Below are 21,838 nucleotides of genomic sequence, written 5' to 3'. Positions count from 1 at the left end.
CAACTGATCCGACACGCGGGGCGGGAGGTGGCAGGACGTATGCAAGAGGCGGCTCAGGTGGCCGAGGGGGCGGGGGACGCGGCGGTCCCGGTCCGGCTCCCCGCCGTCTTCCTGCCCGCGCCCCTCCCGCGCGAGGGCCGCATCGCCTTCTGGGACCCCGAGGGCGAGCCCCTCCCGGCGGACTCGGAAGGCACGTCGGACGCCGCGGACACCGAGCTGACCGTCGTACGGCGGCACGGCACCGCCGGAGTCCGGCGGCGCACCACCCGCGCGCTGACCCTCCCGCTCGACGCGGCCCTGCCACTCCTCGTGCGCGCCCGGCACGACCCCGCGGCCCACCCCGCCACGGCCTGCTGGGGCGCCGCCGCCCTGCACGCCCTGCGGCTGACCGCCCGCGGCCGGCTGCTGCCCGGCCTCACCGCCACGGGCCACGACGCCTGGCGGGCCGGGCCCCTCGACCCGGACGACATCGCGCACCTGCGCGCGGTGGCCGCCGCCCTGCCCTACGAGGGCCACGCCGTGCCACTGCCCGGCCCCGGCCCGATCCGGCTGCCCGAACCGGAAGCGCTGATGCGCGCCTTCCTCGACGCGGTCGCCGACACCCTGCCCCGCACCCCGGCCGCGCCCCACACCTACGGCGGGCCTTTCGCCGCCCGCGAGGCCCAGCATCTGCCCACCGCCCATGACTGGGCCGCCGAGGTCGCCGCCGGCATGGACGCCGGCGTGCGGATCTCGCTCCGCCTGGACCTGTCGGCTTACGACCTGTTCGACGACGCCTCCGGTGGCGCCCGCAGCGCCGGAGCGGCGATCGTCCAGGTGCACAGCCTCGCCGACCCCACCCTGGTGGCCGACGCGGCGGCCCTCTGGGCGGGCGAGGCCGACGCCTTCGGCCCCCGCGCGCGCGTGGACGCGGCCCTCGCCGTGCGCCGCGCGGCCCGCGTCTGGCCCCCGCTGGACCGGCTCGCCGACCAGGACGTGCCCGACGTGCTGGCCCTGACCGAGGACGAGCTGAGCGACCTGCTCGGCGTCGCGGCGACCCGGCTCGCCGCCGCCGGGGTCGCCGTGCACTGGCCGAGGGACCTCGCGCAGGACCTGTCCGCCGCTGCGGTCGTCCGCCCGGCCCCCGGCTCGGCGACCGACGGGACCGGCTTCTTCGAGAGCGAGGACCTCCTCCTGTTCCGCTGGCAGCTGGCGCTCGGCGGCGACCCGCTCACCGACACCGAGATGGACGCCCTCGCCGAGGCCCACCGCCCGGTCGTCCGGCTGCGTGACCAGTGGGTGCTGGTCGACCCGGCGCTCGTCCGCAAGGCCCGCAAACGGGACCTGGGCCTGCTCGATCCGGTCGACGCGCTGTCCGTCGCCCTCACCGGCACCGCCGACGTCGACGGCGAGACGGTCGAGGCCGTCCCCGTCGGTGCGCTGGCCGCCCTGCGCGACCGCCTGACCGCGGGGATCCGCCCGGCCGACCCGCCCCCGGGCCTGCGGGCCACCCTCCGGGACTACCAGCTCCGGGGTCTGGCCTGGCTCGACATGATGACCTCCCTCGGCCTCGGCGGCTGCCTCGCCGACGACATGGGACTCGGCAAGACCGTCACCCTCATCGCCCTGCACCTGAGGCGGGCCCGCCCGGAACCGACCCTGGTCGTCTGCCCGGCCTCCCTGCTGGGCAACTGGCAGCGGGAGATCACCCGCTTCGCCCCCGGCGTCCCCGTCCGCCGCTTCCACGGTCCCGACCGCAGCCTCGACGACCTGGACGGCGGCTTCGTCCTCACCACCTACGGCACCATGCGCTCGGCGGCCCCCGCCCTGGCCGGCCGCACCTGGGGCATGGTCGTCGCCGACGAGGCGCAGCACGTCAAGAACCCCTACTCGGCCACCGCCAAGGCGCTGCGCACGATCCCGGCCCCCGCGCGCGTCGCCCTGACCGGCACGCCCGTCGAGAACAACCTCTCGGAGCTGTGGGCACTGCTCGACTGGACCACCCCGGGCCTGCTCGGCCCACTGAAGTCCTTCCGCGCCCGGCACGCGCGCGCCGTGGAGAACGGCGAGGACGAGGAGGCGGTGGAGCGCCTGGCCCGGCTGGTCCGGCCCTTCCTGCTGCGCCGCAAGAAGTCCGACCCGGGCATCGTGCCCGAGCTGCCGCCCAAGACCGAGACCGATCATCCGGTGCCGCTCACCCGTGAACAGGCCGCGCTGTACGAGGCGGTCGTCCGCGAGTCGATGCTCGCCATCGAGACGGCCGAGGGCATGCCCCGCCGGGGCCTGGTGCTGAAGCTCCTCACCTCGCTGAAGCAGATCTGCAACCACCCCGCGCTGTTCCTCAAGGAGGAGCACACCCCGGCCGTCGGCGACCGGCTCGCCGCCCGCTCCGGGAAACTCGCCCTGCTGGACGAGCTGCTGGACACCCTGCTGGCCGAGGACGGATCCGCCCTCGTCTTCACCCAGTACGTCGGGATGGCCCGGCTGATCACCTCCCACCTGGCCACCCGCGCCGTCCCGGTCGACCTCCTCCACGGCGGCACGCCCGTCCCCGAGCGGGAGCGCATGGTGGACCGCTTCCAGGCCGGTTCGACGCCGGTCCTGGTGCTGTCGCTCAAGGCGGCCGGCACCGGCCTCAATCTCACCCGGGCGGGCCACGTCGTGCACTTCGACCGCTGGTGGAACCCGGCCGTCGAGGAACAGGCCACCGACCGCGCCTACCGCATCGGCCAGACCCAGCCGGTGCAGGTGCACCGCCTCATCACGGAGGGCACCATCGAGGACCGCATCGCCGAGATGCTCCAGTCCAAGCGCGCCCTGGCCGACGCGATCCTCGGCACCGGCGAGTCCTCCCTCACGGAACTGACGGACCGGGAGCTGACCGACCTGGTGTCCCTGCGGAGGTCGCCATGACACCCCGCGAGGACCGCGCACCTGCCCCCGGTGAGGACGCGACGATCGCCCGCCCGGCCGACGAGGCCCGCCGCGCGCTGCGCGAGGCCCGCGAGCGGGCGGCCCGTGACCCGGACCGTCCGGAGGCGTCCCCGGCCGGGGGAGGAGCCGCAGCCCAGGAGACCTCCGGTCCGGCCGGCGCGGCCCGCGAGGCGCTCCGGAGGGCCGTGTCCGAGCAGCGGGGAAGCGGGCGGGGGGACACCGATGCCGTCGAGGCCGCCGGCTCCTCCGAAGACGCCGGCGTGCCGGGTGACGCCGGTGCGTCCCCGGTCACCCGTGCCCCCGACGCGGCCGGAGCCTCCGAGGACGGCGGTGGGCAGGAGGGCACGACTGCCACCGGTAGGGGCAGCCGGGCGGAGGGCGCCGGCGCTTCCCGCATCACCGGAGCGCCTCGCATCACCGGCATACGCGAGGACACCACGGCAGCCATGAAGCCGCAGTCGCAGGAATCCGGCGACCCGCGGACGAGCCCGGATGAGACCACGGCCGACGCGGCCCCCGCGCGCAGGGCCGACCGGGCGGGTACCGAACCGCGGGCGGCGGACGTCGCGCGCGAGGCGCTGCGTGCGGCGCGGGACGAAGCGCGGCGGGCCCGGGAGGCGACCGAGCGGGAAGGCGCCCGCCGCAGGCGCCGGGCCCGGCAGAGCGCCGTGGACGACAGGGCGGCGGCCGTGCGGCGGGCGGGCGCGGACGCTCCCGGCAGGGGCGCGCGTGACGTACGGCAGTTGCTGTCCGACGCCTTCCGGATGCCGAGCACGTCCGAAGCGACCCCGGACGACCCCGAGCGATCGACAGGGCAGCGGGACCGGTCCGCTCGCATGACCGACCTGCTGCACGGCCCGGCCGTGCCCGGCTCGCAAACGCCGCACAGCGGGCAGGACCTGGCCGCAACGAGCCCGGACGCACCGGACAGCGCGGGCACCCCGGCGCCCCGGCCCGAGACCCCGGCCATCCCGACCCCCGGGACCAGCGACCCGGACCTCCGGGATCCGACCCCCGCCTCGCACGGAGGCGGCCGGGCCGAGGATGATCTGGCCCCCGCCTCGCACGGGGACGGCCGGGCCGACGATGGTCCGGCTCCCGGCTCGTACGGGGACGGCCGGCTCGAGGATGATCTGGCTCCCGGCTCGTACGGGGACGGCCGGCTCGAGGATGATCTGGCTCCCGCCTCGTACGGGGACGGCCGGGCCGAGGATGATCTGGCTCCCGCCTCGTACGGGGACGGCCGGGCCGACGATGGTCCGGCTCCCGCCCCTACCGCGTCCAGGTGCGCCTGCGCACACTCGACGACACCGACTGGGACCGCTTCCTGGACGCCGCCGCCGACCGCCCCGGGCACATCGCGGCACTGCTCGACAAGGAGTTGCCCCAGTCCCTCGCGGAGTGCGGCGTGCCGCTGCTGCCCGGCCCTGGTGACCTGGAGCCCCAGTGCAGTTGCCCGGACCGCGGCCACCCCTGCAAGCACGCGGCTGCCCTCTGCTACCAGTCCGCCCGGCTGCTCGACGCCGACCCCTTCGTCCTGCTCCTCCTGCGCGGCCGGGGCGAGCGGGAACTGCTCGACGCGCTGTCGCGGCTGAACGCCACCCGCGCGGCGCGCGCCGCGCAGGACAGGGGCCCGGCGCCCCTGCCCGGAGTGCGAGCCACGGAAGTGCTCGCGTCGCGCGCCCTCGCGCCCCTTCCCGCTCCACTGCCTCCGCCCGCCCATCCCGAGCAGCCCCCCGCCTACCCGGCGGCCCCCGGCGGCCCGGACCCCTTCGCCCTGGACCAGCTGGCCACGGACGCGGCCGCCCGCGCCCACGCCCTGCTCGGCACCGGCCGTGACCCGGTCGGGCAGCTGACGTTCTGGCAGGACGCGGTCCGCCTGGCCGCCGCCCGCCCCGGGGCGGGACTCACCGCCGGCACCCGGGCGCTCTACGCGTCCCTCGCCGCCGCGGCGGGCCGTACCCCGTCCGAGCTGGCCCGCGCGGTCGCCGCCTGGCGCCAGGGCGGAGCGGAGGGCCTCGCCGTACTGGAGGAGCCGTGGGACCCGCCGGCCGGGCGGTTCGACCGGGCCCGTCCCCTCCTGCTCGCCGCCGACCTGCCCGCATTCCGGCCCCGGCGCAACCACCTCACCCACCCCCAGGGCCACGTCCAGCTCCGCCTCGGCCGCGACGGCCTCTGGTACGCGTACGAGTCCGAGCCGGGCCACGACGACTGGTGGCCCAGAGGCACCCCCGACCTGGACCCGGTCGGCGCCCTGACCGGCCTCGGACTGCCGGGCGACCTCTGACGGAGCCCCCGGGCGCTCCTCGGGACATGTGCGTGAAGGCGGTGTGAGGGTTGTCCGGCGATATCCGGGAGCCGGGTGTCAGGATGCGGGGACCCCTGTCAGGGGTGCCGCGCCCGGCGGTTAGCGTGGAGCGGTGAGTGAGACCACGACCCCTGCCCTCCAGTACCGCTTCGACGGCCCGGAAGACGCCCCCGTCCTCATCCTCGGGCCCTCGCTCGGCACGACGTGGCACAGGTGGCTGTGCAGGCCCATGATGTTGAGTGACTGCAGGCCGGGATAGGTGCTCGCGAACATCGCCGGGATGATCGCGAAGTACTTCGCGACGTCGTTCGTGATCGAGAACGTCGTCAACGCGCCCCGGGTGATGAGGAGTTGCTTGCCGATCTCGACGATCTCGATGAGCTTGGTCGGGTTGGAGTCGAGATCGACCATGTTGCCGGCCTCCTTGGCCGCCGCTGTGCCCATGTTCATGGCGACACCGACGTCGGCCTGGGCGAGGGCGGGCGCGTCGTTGGTGCCGTCGCCAGTCATCGCGACCAGCTTGCCGCCGGCCTGCTCCTGCTTGATCAGGGCGAGTTCGTCCTCGGGCTTTGCCTCGGCCAGGTAGTCGTCGACGCCCGCCTCCTGGGCGATGGCGCGTGCGGTGAGCGGGTTGTCGCCGGTGATCATCACCGTGCGGATGCCCATGCGGCGCAGTTCGGCGAAGCGTTCGCGGGTGCCGTCCTTGACGACGTCCTTGAGGTGGATGAGGCCGAGGACGCGGGGGCCGTTCCAGTCGTGCACGGCCACCAGCAGCGGGGTGCCGCCCGAGGCGGCGACCGAGTCGGCGAAGTGCCCTGCCTCGGGCGGGACTTGGCCGCCGTACATCTGGACCCACTCGATGACCTGCTGGGCGGCGCCCTTGCGGATGGCGCACACCGCGCCGTTGCCCCAGCGCAGGTCGACGCCGCTCATCCGGGTCTGCGCGCTGAAGGCGACCCAGCGGGCGTTCGCCAGCTCGCCCTCGGCGGGCTCGCGCAGGCCGTGGCGGTTCTTGGCCAGGACGACGACGGAGCGGCCCTCGGGTGTCTCGTCGGCCAGCGAGGACAGCTGCGCCGCGTCCGCGAGTTGCCGCTCGTCGATGCCGGGCAGCGGCACGAAGGCGGCGGCCTCGCGGTTGCCGAGAGTGATCGTGCCGGTCTTGTCGAGCAGCAGGGTGTTGACGACGCCCGCCGCCTCAACCGCCCGCCCGGACATGGCCAGGACATTGCGCTGGACGAGGCGGTCCATTCCGGCGATGCCGATCGCGGAGAGCAGGGCGCCGATCGTGGTCGGGACGAGCGTGACCAGGAGGGCCACCAGCACGGTCGTCGACTGGACGGCGCCCGCGTATGTGGCCATCGGCTGCAGGGCGACCACAACCAGGATGAAGATGATCGTGAGCGACGCGAGCAGGATGTTGAGGGCGATCTCGTTCGGGGTTTTCTGCCGGTTCGCGCCCTCGACCAGGGCGATCATGCGGTCCAGGAAGCTGTGGCCGGGGCGGGCACTGACCCGCACGACGATCCGGTCGGACAGGACCGTCGTGCCGCCCGTGACCCCGCTGCGGTCGCCACCGGCTTCGCGGATGACGGGTGCCGACTCGCCGGTGACGGCTGACTCGTCGACCGCGGCCACCCCGTCGATGGCGTCGCCGTCCGCCGGGATCATCTCGCCCGCCTCGACCAGCACGACGTCGAGCGGCTTGAGGTCGGTGGCGGAGACGGCCTCCCCGGGGAGCGGGCCGCGGCCGAGCGCACGGCCGAGGCGTACGCCGTCCACCAGCGCGACGACCGGAAGATCGGCGCGCTCGTGGCGCAGGGAGACGAGCGGGAAGCGGCCGAGTTCTGCATCAGCTGGGATCCGGGCATGTCCAACGCGCACTTCGGCGCGTACATGGGCGCCCTGGGCAGGGTGATCGCCATCAACCGCGACCACTTCGGGGGCGTCGGTCCGCTCCGGCCGCTCGACGCTGACCGAGCTGCCGCCCTGGTGCTGCGGCCTGCTGGTGGCGGCGTGCGCGCCGACCATCCTTGGGCTGCGGCCGCGGCTCGCCGAGTTCCGCTGACCCTGCGGCCCCCGGGACGGTCCGCCGCGCCGTCAAGGTCGCGTCAAGGTCCTCGTGCGGGGCGCCAGAGATGTGTCAAAGCAGTGCCAGGCGGCCGGGAGAAACGCTTCGGTGAGGAATAACAAACCGGAGCGGCACGGGACAGGACCCGCCCGGGAGCCCGAGGAGTTGAGTATCGGTGAGTATCGAGAATGTCGTGGGCCTGATCGTCGCGGGTTGCCTGGTCGGGTACCTCGTGATGGCAGTGAAGTTCCCGGAGAGGTTCTGAGACGGTCCCGGTGAGCGACGTACGGCCGGGACGGCTGAAGGTCTACCTCGGGGCGGCTCCCGGCGTCGGCAAGACCTACCGGATGCTCGACGAGGCGCGGCGCCGGGCGGCGCGGGGCGCCGACGTGGTGGTCGGGTTCGTGGTGTGCCACGGACGCCCGCGAACCGAGGCCATGCTCGACGGGCTGGCGGTCGTCGGTCGGCTCAGCTGTGCTTACCGGGGCGGGAAGTCCGCCGAGATGGACCTGGCCGCCGTCCTCGACCGGCGTCCGCAGGTCGCGGTCGCCACTGCTGGAGCGGGTCATCGCCAACCTGGTCGCCAACGCGGCCCGCCACACCCCGCCGGGGACGAAGGTGCTGGTGACCGCCAGCGCTCTGGCCGGCCGCGTCGAGGTGCGGTCGTCGACCGGGGGCCCGGCCTGCCGGCCGAGGACCGGGAGCGGATCTTCGAACCCTTCCAGCGGCTCGGAGACACGGACAACACCACCGGCCTCGGCCTCGGTGTCGCCCTCTCGCGGGGCCTGGCCGAGGCCATGGACGGAACGCTCACACCGGAGGACACTCCCGGCGGAGGGCTGACCATGGTCCTCGCCCTCCCGGTCGTCTCAGGCGAGCAGATGTCACAGGTTCGTGGTACGCGGATTGCATAGGCGCCGCTATGAGCGCGGGAGGCGAGGAGAGATGACCGGGTTTCCGCTGCGGGACCGGATGGCGGCGGTCGCCGCGCTGTTGGGGCCGTTCCTGGTGTCCCTCGTCCTCGTGCCGTTCCGGACCGACCTGTCGAACACCAACGCGGCCCTGATCCTGGTCGTGGTGGTCGTCGCGGTCGCGGCCGTCGGAAACCGGATCGCGGGCGCGGTCGCGGCGCTGTCGGCCGCGGCCTGGTTCGACTTCTTCCTCACCCGCCCGTACCAGCGGTTCACCATGACCGACACGGACGACATCGAGACCGCCGTGCTGCTCCTGGTCGTCGGCCTGATCGTCTCCCAACTGGCAGCGCACGCCCGGCGCCTGGAGGTGGTGACGGTGACCGACGCCGACCACCTCCGGCGCATCCACGAGACGGCCGATCTGGCCCGGACGACCAAATCGGCCGACACGGTGGTCGAGCACGTCCGGCGTCAGCTGGTCGAGCTGCTGGACCTGCGGGCCTGCCGCTTCGAGTACGGCACGCTCATGGGGCAGCCGCCGAGGCTGGAGCAGGATGGCGCGGTGGCGGTCGGCCGCCGCCGCTGGGACGTCGACGCCACCGGCTGGCCCGAGGGCGAGATCGAGCTGCGTGCGTACGGCAACGGCCACTACTTCGGGCGGTTCATGATGACCCCCGGACCGGGGAGCGTCCCCTCGCTCAAGGCCCGGCTCGTCGCGGTGACGCTAGCCGACCAGGCGGGCGCCGCCCTGGACACGGCCGGCCTGACGAACGGGCGCACCTCGGACTGAGAGGCCGGCGCGGCCACATACGGGATCTTGACGTCCGGTGTGTCCGCAGGCCGGGACTGTGCCTCCCTGACCTGCCATTGTTGACGGATGTGACATCAACTCGGCCTGATGTGTGGGTTGGTCAGCGCTCCCAGCACATGGTGATATGCGGTGACGACGGGCTCGCCCACCGGCCGGCCGTGGAGCTGGACGCGGTGTGTGGCGAGACCGTCACCGTCGTCCTGCCCTCCCGGCGCGACGAGCACGGCGCCGAGATCGCCGCCCTCCACCGCGCCCCGCACTCGCCGATCGAACTCCTGGTGTCGCCCCACCCGGGCGAGGCTCGTCGGCCTCGGCCGTCATCCCGGAGACCTTGAACACCGCCCGTGCGGTCTCGCGGTCGATGCGGTCCGACAGCGTGTGCAGCGCAGACAGGGGAGTGCCGTGGCGATCCCCGTCGGCCGATGCCTGGGCGTCCGTGCCGAGGCGGTGCCACAGGGCCGGATTGGCGAGCAGCACCTGGATGCCGAAGTCGGCCTGCCCGCCCAGGGCGTCCCGCAGCACCAGACGCTGACAGGCGTGACCGGTGACGCGGGCGGCGACGAGACGGTCGGTACGCACCCGGCGGGTGCCCCTGAGGGTCCGCACAGCCAGCCATCCCTCGCCCGCGGTGACGCGGGGAGGCATCAGGACGAGGAACAGCAGCAGGGCGAGCCCGAGCCACAGAAGGGCACGCGCCGCGGTGAACGTACCGGCCGCCGCGTCCACCGGGACGAGCATCCCGAGGAGGGAACCGGCACACAGGAGTGCGGTGCGCAGGTCCGCAGCCCACTCGCAGTCGACGATCTCGTTCCCGTGTGGTGCGATGCGCCCTGTGGTGCCGTCGCCCCCGGGGCCGGACGGGCCTCTACCGTGGCTTTCCCTGTCTCCATGAGCGCGATGTCCCATGGCGGGGACGATATGCGGGAGATGCCACCCGGCCCCGCTTCTTGACGGGCCGCTAACGGGTTGGCGACCGATCCCTGACGCCTTGGCGCGGGCTTCGAGGTCGGCAGGGAAGACCGGCCGGTTCCGCCCAGTCCATGATCACCCGAACGGCGGGCGCGGCGCGGCGTAAGAGGTGCGTCAAGGCCGTCAGAGTCGCCGTAAGAGGGCCGTTAAGAACGCTTGAATCCGGCCGAGTGGCGGGTTTCCTGTACTGGTCCGATCCGTTTCCGAATCTCATCCAGGAGCTTGCGATGGCCGATGTGGCCTTCGTCGTCGCCACGATCGCGGTGTTCGCGCTGGTGGCTCTCGTCGCCAAGGGGGTGACGAAGCTGTGACTGCCGAGAACATCGTCGGCCTGGTCGTGGCCGTCGCCCTGCTGGGCTACCTCGTCCTCGCCCTCGTCTTCCCGGAGAGGTTCTGAGCCGCCCCCATGAGTTCCGTACTTGCTGACGTGCTCGTGGTGACCGCGCTGATCGGCGCGCTCGCCCTCGTGCACCGTCCCCTCGGCGACTACATGGCCGCCGTCTTCCAGACCAAGAAGCATCTGCGCGTCGAGAAGTGGATCTACCGCTCGGTCGGCGCCAACCCGGACGCCGAGATGCGCTGGCCCGCCTATCTGCGCGGGGTGCTCTTCTTCTCCGCGGTGAGTGTGCTCTTCCTGTTCCTGATGCAGCGGGTGCAGGAGAAGCTGCCGCTGTCGCTGGGCTTCGAGCCGATCACCCCGGACCAGGCGTTCAACACGGCCGCCTCCTTCGTGTCCAACACGAACTGGCAGTCGTACTCGGGCGAGGTGGCCATGAGCCACGTCACCCAGACGATGGGCCTGGCCGTGCAGAACTTCGTCTCCGCGGCCGTCGGCATCGCCGTCGCGGTGGCGCTGGTACGCGGCTTCGCCCGCTCCCGCACGGGTGAGCTGGGCAACTTCTGGGCAGACCTGGTGCGCTGCGTCATCCGCATCCTGGTCCCGATCTCGGTGGTCGCGGCCGTGATCCTCATCGCCTGCGGCGCCATCCAGAACTTCGGCGACATCCACACGATCACCACGCTGACCGGTGACAAGCAGGCCATCAGCCCGGGCGCGGTCGCCTCCCAGGAGGCCATCAAGGACCTGGGCACGAACGGCGGCGGCTTCTTCAACGCCAACTCCTCGCACCCGTTCGAGAACCCCAACGGCTTCACGAACTGGCTGGAGATCTTCCTGCTGCTGGTGATCCCGTTCTCGCTGCCGCGCACCTTCGGCACCATGGTCGGCAACGCCAAGCAGGGTTACGCGATCCTCGCGGCGATGGGCATCATCTGGTTCCTCGGCGTGGTCGCCGTGACGATCACCGAGTACGCCCACCCCGGCACCGCCTCGCAGCTCGCGGGCGGCGCGATGGAGGGCAAGGAGCAACGCTTCGGGGAGGGCAACTCCTCGCTGTTCGCCGTCTCCACGACCATGACCTCGACCGGGTCGGTCAACTCCTTCCACGACTCGTTCAGCGGCCTGTCCGGCGGTGTGCTGCTGCTCGGCATGATGCTGGGCGAGATCGCGCCCGGCGGCACCGGCTCCGGCCTCTACGGCATGCTGATCATGGCGATCATCGCGGTGTTCATCGCCGGTCTGATGGTCGGCCGCACGCCCGAGTACCTGGGCAAGAAGATCGGCACCCGGGAGATCAAGCTGGCCGCCTGCTACATCCTCATCACCCCGGCGCTGGTGCTGATCGGCACGGCGCTGGCGATGGCGCTGGGCAAGGGCGAGTCGTCGATGACGAACATCGGGGCGCACGGCTTCTCCGAGGTGCTGTACGCCTACACCTCCGCATCGAACAACAACGGCTCCGCGTTCGCCGGGTTCGCCGCCAACACCGAGTACCACAACACGATGCTGGGTCTGTGCATGCTGCTGGGCCGGTTCGTGCCGATGGTGTTCGTGCTGGCGCTGGCCGGCTCGCTCGCCGAGCAGAAGCCGGTGCCGGCCACCGCGGGCACGTTGCGCACCGAGAAGCCGCTGTTCACCGGGCTGCTGGTCGGGGCGATCCTGATCATCACCGGTCTGACGTTCTTCCCGGCGCTGGCGCTGGGGCCGCTGGCCGAGGGGTTGGCGTCATGACGACCAACACGCAGAAAACCGACGTAAAGAAGCAGGACTCCATGTCCACTCCCACCCTTGCGCCCCACCAGGACGCGCCCACCGGGCACAAGCCCGACGGGCGTGTCGGCGGGGGGCTGTTCGACCCCAAGCAGCTGCTCAAGTCCCTGCCGGACGCCTTCCGCAAGCTCGACCCGCGGGTGATGATCAAGTCGCCCGTGATGTTCGTGGTCCTCGTCGGCTCCGTCCTGACGACGATCTTCTCGTTCAAGGACCCGGGCGACTGGTTCGGCTGGACCATCAGCGCCTGGCTGTGGCTGACCGTGATCTTCGCCAACCTGGCGGAGGCCGTCGCCGAGGGCCGCGGCAAGGCGCAGGCCGACACGCTGCGCAAGGCCAAGACCGACACGGTCGCACGTCGGCTGCTCAAGGACGGCTCCGAGGAGCAGGTGCCCGGCACCGAGCTGACCATCGGTGACCTGGTCGTGTGCGAGGCCGGCGACATAATCCCCGGCGACGGTGACGTCGTCGAGGGCGTCGCGAGCGTCGACGAGTCGGCCATCACCGGTGAGTCGGCTCCGGTCATCCGTGAGTCCGGCGGCGACCGGTCGGCGGTCACCGGCGGTACGAAGGTGCTGTCCGACCGGATCGTCATCAAGATCACGACGAAGCCCGGCGAGACCTTCATCGACCGGATGATCAACCTCGTCGAGGGCGCGGCCCGGCAGAAGACGCCGAACGAGATCGCGCTGAACATCCTTCTCGCGTCGCTGACGATCATCTTCCTGCTCGCGGTGGCGACCCTGCCGCCGTTCGCCGACTACGCAGGCAGTCATCTGACGATGGTCGTGCTGGTGGCCCTTCTGGTCTGCCTCATTCCGACGACGATCGGTGCGCTTCTCTCCGCGATCGGTATCGCGGGCATGGACCGGCTGGTGCAGCGCAACGTCCTGGCGATGTCCGGCCGTGCGGTCGAGGCAGCCGGTGACGTCTCCACGCTGCTGCTCGACAAGACCGGCACCATCACCCTCGGCAACCGCCAAGCGTCCGAGTTCGTGCCGGTGCGCGGGACGACGGAGGCCGAGGTCGCCGACGCCGCCCAGCTCTCCTCGCTGGCCGACGAGACGCCCGAGGGCCGCTCCATCGTGGTCCTGGCGAAGGAGAAGTACGGACTGCGCGAGCGCCACCAGGGCGAGCTGGCCGGCGCCGTGTGGATCGCGTTCACCGCCCAGACCCGCATGTCGGGTGTGGACGTGGACGGCAGGAAGGTCCGCAAGGGCGCCACGGCCTCCGTCATCGCCTGGGTGCGGGAGGAGGGCGGCACGGTCGCCGACGACGCGGACACCATCGCCAACCGCATCTCCGAGGCCGGCGGCACCCCGCTGCTGGTCGCCGTCAAGGACGACAAGGGCGCTCGCGTGCTGGGCGTGATCCACCTCAAGGACGTCGTCAAGGACGGGATGCGGGAGCGGTTCGAGGAACTGCGCCGCATGGGCATCAAGACCGTCATGATCACGGGCGACAACCCGCTGACGGCCAGGGCGATCGCCGAGGAGGCGGGCGTCGACGACTTCCTCGCGGAGGCGACTCCCGAGGACAAGATGGCGCTGATCAAGCGGGAGCAGGCCGGCGGCAAGCTCGTGGCGATGACCGGTGACGGCACCAACGACGCCCCGGCGCTCGCCCAGGCGGACGTCGGCGTGGCCATGAACACGGGCACGTCGGCCGCCAAGGAGGCCGGCAACATGGTCGACCTCGACTCCAACCCCACCAAGCTCATCGAGATCGTCGAGATCGGCAAGCAGCTGCTGATCACCCGAGGTGCGCTGACGACGTTCTCCATCGCCAACGACGTCGCCAAGTACTTCGCGATCATCCCGGCGCTGTTCGCCGCCGTCTATCCGGGCCTGGACAAGCTCAACATCATGGGCCTGTCCTCACCGGACTCCGCGATCCTGTCCGCCGTCATCTTCAACGCGCTGATCATCATCGCGCTGGTGCCGCTGTCCCTGAAGGGCGTGCAGTACCGGCCGGTCAGCGCCGACAAGATGCTGCGGCGCAACCTGACCGTCTACGGGCTCGGCGGGCTGATCGCGCCGTTCATCGGCATCAAGATCATCGACCTGCTCATCTCGCTCATCCCCGGGATCGGGTGAAGGACATGAACACCTCTTTCGCAAGCTCCGCGCGCATGGCGTGGGCCGCCCTGCGCATGCTGCTCGTCCTCACCGTGGTGACCGGCATCGCCTACCCGCTGCTGGTCACCGGGATCGGCCAGGCCGTGTTCAACGACAAGGCCAACGGCTCGATGGTGAAGGTCGACGGCAAGGAGGTCGGCTCGAAGCTGATCGGCCAGAGCTGGAACCTGCCCGGCACCGACAAGCCCGACCCCAAGTGGTTCCAGGGACGGCCCTCCAACAGCGGCTACGACCCGCTGACCACGGGCTCCAGCCAGCTGGGCGCCAGTGACCCGACGCTCGTGAAGAACGTGAAGGCGGCGAAGAAGCAGGTCGCCGAGTTCAACGGCGTACCCGAGTCCGAGGTGCCCAAGGACGCGGTCACCGGCTCGGCCTCCGCCATCGACCCGGACATCTCCCCGGACTACGCGGACATCCAGGTCAAACGGGTGGCCGAGAACAACGGGCTGACCGGCGCGCAGGTCCAGAAGCTGGTCGACGACCACACCACGGGCCGCACGCTCGGCTTCATGGGCGAGCCCCACGTCAACGTCCTGGAGCTCAACATCGCGCTCCAGGAACTCGCGGCGAAGAGCTGATGGGTTTACGCAAACCGCAGGGGAGCCGACGGCCCGGGACACCTCCCGGAGCCGTCGGCTCCCATCGCCATTCAGCCCCTGCGGGCTGTTCCGCCCCGCGCATGACAGGAAAGGCGCACACCGATGACCCGGGTGCTGGTCGTGGAGGACGACCCCCAACTCGTACGCGCGCTCGTCATCAACATGCAGGCCCGCCACTACGGCGTCGACGCGGCCCCGGACGGCGCCACGGCCCTGCGCCTGGCGGCTGCCCGCCAGCCCGACGTGGTCGTCCTCGACCTGGGCCTGCCCGACATGGACGGCGTCGACGTCATCAAGGCCCTGCGCGGCTGGACCAGGGTCCCGATACTCGTGCTGTCCGCACGGCGGGCGTCCGACGAGAAGGTCGCCGCGCTGGACGCGGGCGCCGACGACTACATCACCAAGCCGTTCAGCATGGACGAGCTGTTCGCCCGCCTGCGCGCCGCCGTACGCCGTACCGAAGCCCTGCCGATCGAACCCGAGATGACGCTGGTCACGACCGACGAGTTCACCATCGACCTGGCCGCGAAGAAGGTCCACCGCGGCGGGCACGACATCCGCCTCACGCCGACCGAGTGGCACCTGCTGGAGATCCTGGTGACCAACCCCGGACGGCTCATCACACAGAAACAGCTGCTGCAGGAGGTGTGGGGTGTGTCTCAGAGCAGCAAGACCAACTACCTGCGGGTGTACATGGCCCAGCTGCGCCGCAAACTGGAGGCCGACCCGTCCCATCCCCGCTATCTGATCACCGAGCCCGGGATGGGTTACCGCTTCGAGGCGTGAGCCCGCCCCCCCCGGCCCACCGCCCAGACGAGACGAGAGCAGAGACGACACGATGGGACGCGGCAAGCTTCGGATCTACCTCGGTGCGGCACCGGGCGTCGGCAAGACGTACGCGATGCTCTCGGAGGCACACCGGCGGGTGGAACGCGGCACCGACTGCGTGGTCGCCTTCGTCGAGCACCACCACCGGCCGCGCACCGAGGTGATGCTGCACGGCCTGGAGGAGATCCCGCGCAAGGAGCTGGAGTACCGCGGCAGCGTCTTCACGGAGATGGACGTCGACGCGGTCCTGGCCCGTCGTCCGCAGGTCGCCCTGGTCGACGAGCTGGCCCACACGAACATCCCGGGCTCGCGCAACTCCAAGCGCTGGCAGGACGTCGAGGAGCTGCTCGCGGCCGGGATCGACGTCATATCCACGGTGAACATCCAGCACCTGGAGTCGCTGGGCGACGTCGTCGAGTCCATCACCGGCATCCGGCAGAAGGAGACCGTGCCGGACGAGGTGGTGCGCCGCACCGACCAGATCGAGCTGGTCGACATGTCGCCGCAGGCACTGCGCCGCCGCATGGCGCACGGCAACATCTACAAGCCCGACAAGGTCGACGCGGCCCTGTCGAACTACTTCCGGCCGGGAAACCTCACCGCCCTGCGCGAGCTGGCCCTGCTCTGGGTGGCCGACCGCGTCGACGAGTACCTGCAGCAGTACCGCAGCGAACACCAGGTCTCGACGATCTGGGGCTCGCGCGAGCGGATCGTGGTGGGGCTGACCGGCGGCCCGGAGGGCCGGACGCTGATCCGCCGGGCGGCGCGGCTGGCGGAGAAGGGCGCCGGTGGGGAGGTGCTGGCCGTCTACATCGCCCGCAGCGACGGACTGACCTCGGCCTCTCCGAAGGAACTGGCCGTCCAGCGCACCCTCGTGGAGGACCTCGGCGGAACCTTCCACCACGTCGTCGGCGACGACGTGCCCGTCGCGCTGCTGGAGTTCTCGCGCGCCGTCAATGCCACCCAGATCGTCCTCGGCGTCTCCCGTCGCAAGAGCTGGCAGTACATCTTCGGGCCCGGCGTCGGCGCCACCGTCGCCCGTGACTCGGGACCCGACCTGGACGTCCACCTGATCACCCACGCCGAGGCGGGCAAGGGCCGCGGGCTGCCGGTCGCCAGGGGCGCGCGGCTCGGCCGGTCGCGGCTCATCTGGGGATGGCTGACCGGAGTGGCAGGACCCGTGCTCCTCACGCTGCTGCTCAGCAATGTCGTGCCCGATGTGGGCCTGGCCAACGACATGCTGCTGTTCCTGACGCTGACGGTGGCGGCGGCGCTGCTGGGCGGTCTGCTGCCCGCCCTGGCCTCTGCGGTGGTGGGGTCGTTGCTGCTCAACTGGTTCTTCACCGAGCCGGTCCACACCCTGACGATCGCCGACCCGAAGAACATCGTCGCCATCGCGGTCTTCGTCGGCGTGGCCGTGTCGGTGGCGTCGGTGGTCGACCTGGCGGCCCGCCGCACCGAGCAGGCAGCCCGCCTGCGTGCCGAGTCGGAGATCCTCTCCTACCTCGCCGGCAGCGTGCTGCGCGGCGAGACCAGCCTGGAGGAACTGCTGGAGCGGGTGCGCGAGACCTTCGGTATGCGGTCGGCGGCTCTGCTGGAGCGCGAGAACGACACGGCACCGTGGACCTGCGCGGGCAGCGTCGGTGAGAGCCCCGTGGTGGGGCGGCCCGAGGACGCCGACGTGGACGTGCCCGTGGGCGACCACATGGCACTCGCCCTGTCGGGCCGGGTACTACCGGCCTCCGACCGGCGCGTCCTGTCCGCGTTCGCCGCCCAGGCCGCCGTCGTCCTGGACCGCCAGCGGCTGAAGTCCGAGGCCGACCAGGCCAGGGAACTGGCCGAGGGCAACCGCATCCGCACCGCCCTGCTGGCCGCGGTCAGCCACGACCTGCGCACCCCGCTCGCCGGCATCAAGGCATCGGTGTCGTCCCTGCGCTCGGACGATGTCGAGTGGTCCGAGGAGGACCAGGCCGAACTCCTCGCCGCGATCGAGGAAGGCGCCGACCGACTCGACCACCTGGTCGGCAACCTGCTGGACATGTCCCGCCTGCAGACCGGGACCCTCACCCCGCTGATCCGAGAGATCGACCTGGACGAGGTCGTCCCGCTGGCCCTGGGCGGCATCCCGGACCCCGACGAGACGATCGACCTGGACATTCCCGAGACCCTGCCCATGGTGGCCACCGACAAGGGACTGCTGGAGCGCGTGGTCGCCAACGTCGTCGAGAACGCGGCGAAGTACAGCCCCGAGGACGAGCCGGTCCTGGTGGCGGCCAGCGCCATCGCCGACCGGGTCGAACTCCGCGTGGTCGACCGCGGCCCCGGCGTCCCCGACGAGGCCAAGGACCGCATCTTCGCCCCCTTCCAGCGCTACGGCGACGCCCCGCGCGGAAACGGCGTCGGCCTCGGCCTCGCGGTCGCCCGCGGCTTCGCCGAGGCCATGGGCGGCACCCTCCACGCCGAGGACACCCCCGGCGGGGGCTTGACCATGGTGCTCAGCCTGCCGGCCGCGGCAGATCGTCAGCCGGTCACCGCGGACCTTCCGGCGACCGCCACCTCGTAGAACCGCTCCGGGCTCGCTCGTCTCACAACGGGCTGCGGCGACGGTGACGGCGTCTCACTGGTCCAGCTCCGCGAACGTCTCCACGTCCCGGGTCTTGCCCGTGACGATGATGACGTCGCCCGGGTGGACGACCGTCTCGGCCGTGGCGTGCGTGAAGTCGGCGCCCGGGCGTTTGATGCCGACGACGGTCACGCCGTACGTACTGCGCACCCGGCTCTCGCCCAGCGGCACCCCGCCGACGAACTTCGGGGCGAGGGTCTTGATGAGGGCGTAGTCGCTGTCGAAGGCGATGAAGTCCAGCATCCGCCCGGTGACCAGATGGGCCACGCGCTCGCCCATGTCGTGCTCGGGCAGCACGACATGGTGGGCGCCGATCCGCTCCAGGATCTGGCCGTGCTGCCGGGTGGTGGCCCGCGCCCAGATGTGCGGTACGGCGGCGTCGACGAGGTTGGAGGTGGTCAGGATGCTGGCCTCCAGGTCGGTGCCGATGCCGACCACCACGCGGGAGAACTCCCCGAGACCGAGCTGCGCCAGCGCGCCGGGATCGGTGCAGTCCGCGGCGGCGGCGTGGGTCAGCTCGTCGCCGACCTTCTGGACCAGGCCGGCGTCGGCGTCGATGCCGAGCACGTCCCAGCCGCGCCGCATCAGCTCGCCCGCCACCGACTGGCCGAAACGGCCGAGCCCGATGACGGCGACGCGGGAATCGCGGCCCGGGCGACGCTCGGCGGCGGTCCGCCGATCCCGGTGCGTGCGCAGGAACTTCAGACGGTCAGCCAATGACGGGTCGCTCCTCGGGCAGGGTGTAACGGCGGTCGCGCTGGCGCAGGGCGAGCGCGCTGGCGAGAGTGATCGGGCCGACGCGTCCGATGAACATCAGGACGATGACGATGAGTTGACCCGCCGCCGGAAGGTCCGCAGTGATGCCGGTGCTCAAGCCGACCGTGCCGAAGGCGGAGACGGCCTCGAACAAAACTGCCTCGGCCGACTCCTCGGTGACCGCGAGCAGAACCAGCGTGCCGATCATGACGAGCCCCACGCCCAGCAGCGCCACGGTGAGGGCCTGACGCAGCGTGGAACCGGAGATCCGGCGGCCCATGATGTCCGCGTCGGTGTGCCCGCGGATCTCGGCCAGGATCGCGGCCGCCGGCACCGCGAACGTGGTGACCTTGATACCGCCGGCGGTGCCCGCGCTGCCGCCGCCGATGAACATCAGCACGCAGATGCCCAGCAGGGTCGCCGGTTCCATGGCGCCGGTGTCGACGGTGTTGAAGCCGGCCGTGCGCGCACTGGCCGCGGTGAAGAACCCGTTCAGCACCTTGTCGCCCCAGCCCATGGGACCGAGGGTCGCGCTGTTGCTCCATTCCAGGCCGCAGGTCAGGACCGTGCCCGCGGCGAGCAGGAGGGCGGAGGTGACGAGGGTGAGCCGGGTGTGCAGGGACCAACGGCGTCTGGTGCCGCCGACCTGTGCCCTGCGATTGCGCAGCAGTTCGAGCAGGACGGGGAAGCCGAGGGCGCCGAGCATGCAGGCGAGGGTGATCGGCAGCAGGATCCAGGGGTCGTGTGCGTAGGCGATGAGGTTGTCGTCGCGCAGGGCGAATCCGGCGTTGTTGAAGGCGGAGATCCCGTAGAAGATCCCGTGGTGGACGGCGTCCCCGACCGACAGGCCGTGGCCGAAGCGGAGACGGAGCGCGAGTACGGCGGCCGTGGCGAGCTCGACGGCGAGCGTGGTGCCGGCGATTCCCAGCAGCACCCGGCGGATACCCGCGACACCCAGCCCCCTGGTCTCCGTCTCCGCCTGCGTGGTGAGCTGGGTCCGTAGCCGCAGCCGGCCTGAGACGAGCAGGGCGAGCAGCGACGCGAACGTCATGATGCCGAACCCGCCGAGCTGGATCAGCGCCAGGACGACGCCCTCGCCGAACGGGGTCCAGTGGCTGCCGGTCCCCACGATGGACAGGCCGCCGCTGAGCGCACCCGCGGAGGTGAACAGGGCGGTCAGCACGCTCGTGCCCCGGCCGGGCGCGGTGGCGGCAGGCAGCATCAGCAGGGCTGTACCCAGCGCGACGGCGAACGCGAAGCCCAATACGACGCCGCGGGTGGGGTGGACGGCCAGCCGTGACCACCGGGCCCGAGGCGCACCCACGGCCACCAGCCACCTCCGATGTCCCGACGCCACACTTCGGCAGTGGCCTGTCGCATTGCGCGGCCGCGGAAAGGGGCCGTCCTGGCCCAGCATCCCCGTCCGAACCGGCGTACGGAACGCGGCACGGCGTTAAGAAGGCGTCGAAATCCGCCGATGGACGGGCCACCGCCCTCGGATCACTGCGCGGCGTCGTGGGCTCCGGCGGAGCGCGTACGACGGTGCAGGAGCCGACCGTGCGCCGCTTCGGAGTGAGTGACGACATAGACGTCGATGTCGTCACCGGAGCCCTCGATGATGGTCTCGCCCACGCCCCGGGAGAACAGCTCCTTCAGGCGGCTGCGCCGGGTGGCGCCGATGACGATCTGGGTGGCGTTGACCTCGCGGGCGAAGTCCAGAACGCCCTGGGCGGTGTCGTCCCCGGTCACGGTGTGGAAGCTGCCGCCGAGCTCCTCCACCAGCGCACGCTGACGCTCCAGGAGCTCGGGGGACGCGGTGGCGAGCCCGTCGCCGCGCTCGACGTGAACGGCGAGGAATTCCCCGCCCGCCCCGCGCGACGCGGTCCGCTTGGCACGCCGGACGAGGGTGTCGCCCTCGAGCCCGCCGGACAACGCGACCAGCACCCTCTCCCGAGTACCCCACGGCTGCTGGATGCCATGGCCCTGGCGGTAGCGCAGCAACGCTTCCTCGACCCGGTCGGCGGCCCACAGCATGGCCAGCTCCCGCAGGGCGGTGAGGTTGCCGAGGCGGAAGTAGTTCGACAGCGCCGGGTCGATCTTGTCGCGCGGGTAGATGTTGCCGTGCACCATCCGACGGCGCAGCGCCTCGCCGGACATGTCCACCAGCTCGATCTGGTCGGCCTGCCGGACCACGTCGTCGGGCACGGTCTCGCGCTGCCGGACCCCGGTGATCTGCTCGACCACGTCGTTGAGGGACTCCAGGTGCTGGATGTTGACGGTGGAGACGACGTCGATGCCCGCATCCAGCAACTCCGCGATGTCCTGCCAGCGCTTTTCATTGCGGCAGCCGGGAACGTTGCTGTGGGCGAGCTCGTCGACCAGGGCGACCTGAGGGCGGCGGGCGAGGACGGCGTCGAGATCCATCTCGGTGAAGGAGGTGTCCCGGTAGGGCACGGTCTTGCGGGGCACGGCCTCCAGCCCGTCGGCCATCTGCCGGGTCAGCGGCCTGCCGTAGTCCTCCATGAACCCGATGACCACGTCGGTGCCCCGCTTCGCGCGGCGCTGCCCTTCGCCGAGCATGTCGTAGGTCTTGCCCACCCCGGGAGCCGCTCCGAGGTAGACCCGCAGCTTGCCCCGTGGCATACGCCCCTCCTTCCGGAACACACCCTCCCTGCCATGGTCGTCCATCAGGGCTGGGGATGAAGCGAGCGAAGCGCCTGGGTGCGCCTCGGTGAGACCGGCAGCAATCCAGCGGCCCCAGCATTCTGGTCCGCGGTGGCACGTTCTATGAAGGTTCTGTG

15 protein-coding genes and 3 pseudogenes are annotated in these 21,838 nt (G+C 71.7%); 13 read left to right on the top strand and 5 right to left on the bottom strand.

Annotated features, from left to right (window positions below; genetic code table 11):
- Positions 1 to 39 precede the first annotated feature (39 nt).
- Together K4G64_RS00365 and K4G64_RS41270 are read left to right on the top strand one after the other, a co-directional pair.
- Positions 40 to 2,892: a DEAD/DEAH box helicase gene (locus K4G64_RS00365; protein WP_221753991.1), complete on the top strand. Its 2,853-nt coding sequence runs from the start codon at positions 40 to 42 to the stop codon at positions 2,890 to 2,892.
- Positions 2,889 to 5,200: pseudogene (locus K4G64_RS41270) on the top strand (SWIM zinc finger family protein). The gene K4G64_RS00365 and the pseudogene K4G64_RS41270 overlap by 4 nt, the downstream one beginning before the upstream one ends.
- Before the next feature lie 120 nt (positions 5,201 to 5,320).
- Here the strand turns inward: K4G64_RS41270 and kdpB (K4G64_RS00355) are convergent.
- On the bottom strand, positions 5,321 to 7,249 hold the full coding sequence (gene kdpB, locus K4G64_RS00355) for a potassium-transporting ATPase subunit KdpB (RefSeq protein ID WP_260459778.1): 1,929 nt from the start codon (positions 7,247 to 7,249) through the stop codon (positions 5,321 to 5,323).
- 215 nt (positions 7,250 to 7,464) lie between these two features.
- On the opposite strand from kdpB (K4G64_RS00355), the gene K4G64_RS00350 reads away from it, so the two are divergent.
- The 4 genes and pseudogenes from K4G64_RS00350 (at position 7,465) to K4G64_RS00335 (ending at position 8,993) form a co-directional block, all read left to right on the top strand.
- Entirely contained in the window at positions 7,465 to 7,554 is a 90-nt protein-coding gene (locus tag K4G64_RS00350; protein WP_215450453.1) for a potassium-transporting ATPase subunit F, read from the top strand.
- 82 nt (positions 7,555 to 7,636) lie between these two features.
- Positions 7,637 to 7,780, top strand: a pseudogene (locus tag K4G64_RS39690) (hypothetical protein); the annotation flags it as partial.
- A 58-nt stretch (positions 7,781 to 7,838) separates the two neighbouring features.
- Positions 7,839 to 8,203: pseudogene (locus tag K4G64_RS00340) on the top strand (sensor histidine kinase); the annotation flags it as partial.
- A 31-nt stretch (positions 8,204 to 8,234) separates the two neighbouring features.
- On the top strand, positions 8,235 to 8,993 hold the full coding sequence (locus K4G64_RS00335) for a DUF4118 domain-containing protein (protein ID WP_221753990.1): 759 nt from the start codon (positions 8,235 to 8,237) through the stop codon (positions 8,991 to 8,993).
- 210 nt (positions 8,994 to 9,203) lie between these two features.
- Here the strand turns inward: K4G64_RS00335 and K4G64_RS00330 are convergent, their stop codons facing one another.
- Positions 9,204 to 9,752 carry a hypothetical protein gene (locus K4G64_RS00330; protein ID WP_221753989.1) on the bottom strand — a complete coding sequence of 183 codons (549 nt, stop codon included), beginning with the start codon at positions 9,750 to 9,752 and terminating at the stop codon, positions 9,204 to 9,206.
- A 401-nt stretch (positions 9,753 to 10,153) separates the two neighbouring features.
- Between K4G64_RS00330 and K4G64_RS00325 the strand changes: the two genes are divergently transcribed.
- The 7 genes from K4G64_RS00325 to K4G64_RS00295 all read left to right on the top strand — a co-directional run bounded on the left by K4G64_RS00325 (position 10,154) and on the right by K4G64_RS00295 (position 18,221).
- Complete coding sequence (locus tag K4G64_RS00325) at positions 10,154 to 10,294, top strand: hypothetical protein (RefSeq protein ID WP_221754089.1); 141 nt, start codon at positions 10,154 to 10,156, stop codon at positions 10,292 to 10,294.
- On the top strand, positions 10,291 to 10,380 hold the full coding sequence (kdpF, locus tag K4G64_RS00320; RefSeq protein ID WP_033264828.1) for a K(+)-transporting ATPase subunit F: 90 nt from the start codon (positions 10,291 to 10,293) through the stop codon (positions 10,378 to 10,380). The genes K4G64_RS00325 and kdpF overlap by 4 nt, the downstream gene beginning before the upstream one ends.
- A gap of 9 nt (positions 10,381 to 10,389) precedes the next feature.
- Complete coding sequence (kdpA, locus tag K4G64_RS00315) at positions 10,390 to 12,054, top strand: potassium-transporting ATPase subunit KdpA (protein WP_221753988.1); 1,665 nt, start codon at positions 10,390 to 10,392, stop codon at positions 12,052 to 12,054.
- The gene (kdpB, locus tag K4G64_RS00310; protein WP_221753987.1) at positions 12,051 to 14,189 is read left to right on the top strand and encodes a potassium-transporting ATPase subunit KdpB; all 2,139 of its coding nucleotides are present in this window, start codon (positions 12,051 to 12,053) and stop codon (positions 14,187 to 14,189) included. The genes kdpA and kdpB (K4G64_RS00310) overlap by 4 nt, the downstream gene beginning before the upstream one ends.
- 5 nt (positions 14,190 to 14,194) lie before the next feature.
- Positions 14,195 to 14,809, top strand: coding sequence for a potassium-transporting ATPase subunit KdpC (gene kdpC, locus K4G64_RS00305; RefSeq protein WP_221753986.1), 615 nt, complete (start codon positions 14,195 to 14,197; stop codon positions 14,807 to 14,809).
- 123 nt (positions 14,810 to 14,932) lie between these two features.
- Complete coding sequence (locus tag K4G64_RS00300) at positions 14,933 to 15,616, top strand: response regulator (RefSeq protein WP_221753985.1); 684 nt, start codon at positions 14,933 to 14,935, stop codon at positions 15,614 to 15,616.
- A 52-nt stretch (positions 15,617 to 15,668) separates the two neighbouring features.
- The gene (locus tag K4G64_RS00295; protein ID WP_221753984.1) at positions 15,669 to 18,221 is read left to right on the top strand and encodes a sensor histidine kinase KdpD; all 2,553 of its coding nucleotides are present in this window, start codon (positions 15,669 to 15,671) and stop codon (positions 18,219 to 18,221) included.
- 54 nt (positions 18,222 to 18,275) lie between these two features.
- On the opposite strand, the gene K4G64_RS00290 is transcribed toward K4G64_RS00295, so the two are convergent.
- From K4G64_RS00290 to K4G64_RS00280, 3 genes are all read right to left on the bottom strand, one after another.
- Positions 18,276 to 18,998 carry a TrkA family potassium uptake protein gene (locus K4G64_RS00290; protein WP_221753983.1) on the bottom strand — a complete coding sequence of 241 codons (723 nt, stop codon included), beginning with the start codon at positions 18,996 to 18,998 and terminating at the stop codon, positions 18,276 to 18,278.
- Positions 18,991 to 20,361, bottom strand: coding sequence for a potassium transporter TrkG (locus K4G64_RS00285; RefSeq protein WP_308122160.1), 1,371 nt, complete (start codon positions 20,359 to 20,361; stop codon positions 18,991 to 18,993). Before K4G64_RS00285 ends, K4G64_RS00290 begins: the two co-directional genes overlap by 8 nt.
- Positions 20,362 to 20,537: 176 nt before the next feature.
- The gene (locus K4G64_RS00280; RefSeq protein ID WP_221753981.1) at positions 20,538 to 21,680 is read right to left on the bottom strand and encodes a universal stress protein; all 1,143 of its coding nucleotides are present in this window, start codon (positions 21,678 to 21,680) and stop codon (positions 20,538 to 20,540) included.
- Between the last annotated feature and the right edge of the window lie 158 nt (positions 21,681 to 21,838).

This window comes from Streptomyces sp. WAC04114, from assembly GCF_019733245.1.
GTDB lineage: Bacteria > Actinomycetota > Actinomycetes > Streptomycetales > Streptomycetaceae > Streptomyces > Streptomyces massasporeus_A.
This window is presented reverse-complemented; position numbering and strand designations above follow the sequence as displayed.

Coding starts and splice junctions, on each gene's coding strand:
- K4G64_RS00335 (WP_221753990.1), top strand. CDS start 8,235: ATGACCGGGTTTCCGCTGCGGGACCGGATGGCGGCGGTCGCCGCGCTG.
- K4G64_RS00300 (WP_221753985.1), top strand. CDS start 14,933: ATGACCCGGGTGCTGGTCGTGGAGGACGACCCCCAACTCGTACGCGCG.
- K4G64_RS00280 (WP_221753981.1), bottom strand. CDS start 21,680: ATGCCACGGGGCAAGCTGCGGGTCTACCTCGGAGCGGCTCCCGGGGTG.
- kdpB (WP_221753987.1), top strand. CDS start 12,051: ATGACGACCAACACGCAGAAAACCGACGTAAAGAAGCAGGACTCCATG.
- kdpA (WP_221753988.1), top strand. CDS start 10,390: ATGAGTTCCGTACTTGCTGACGTGCTCGTGGTGACCGCGCTGATCGGC.
- kdpB (WP_260459778.1), bottom strand. CDS start 7,249: ATGGTCGGCGCGCACGCCGCCACCAGCAGGCCGCAGCACCAGGGCGGC.
- kdpC (WP_221753986.1), top strand. CDS start 14,195: ATGAACACCTCTTTCGCAAGCTCCGCGCGCATGGCGTGGGCCGCCCTG.
- K4G64_RS00365 (WP_221753991.1), top strand. CDS start 40: ATGCAAGAGGCGGCTCAGGTGGCCGAGGGGGCGGGGGACGCGGCGGTC.
- K4G64_RS00330 (WP_221753989.1), bottom strand. CDS start 9,752: ATGCTCGTCCCGGTGGACGCGGCGGCCGGTACGTTCACCGCGGCGCGT.
- K4G64_RS00295 (WP_221753984.1), top strand. CDS start 15,669: ATGGGACGCGGCAAGCTTCGGATCTACCTCGGTGCGGCACCGGGCGTC.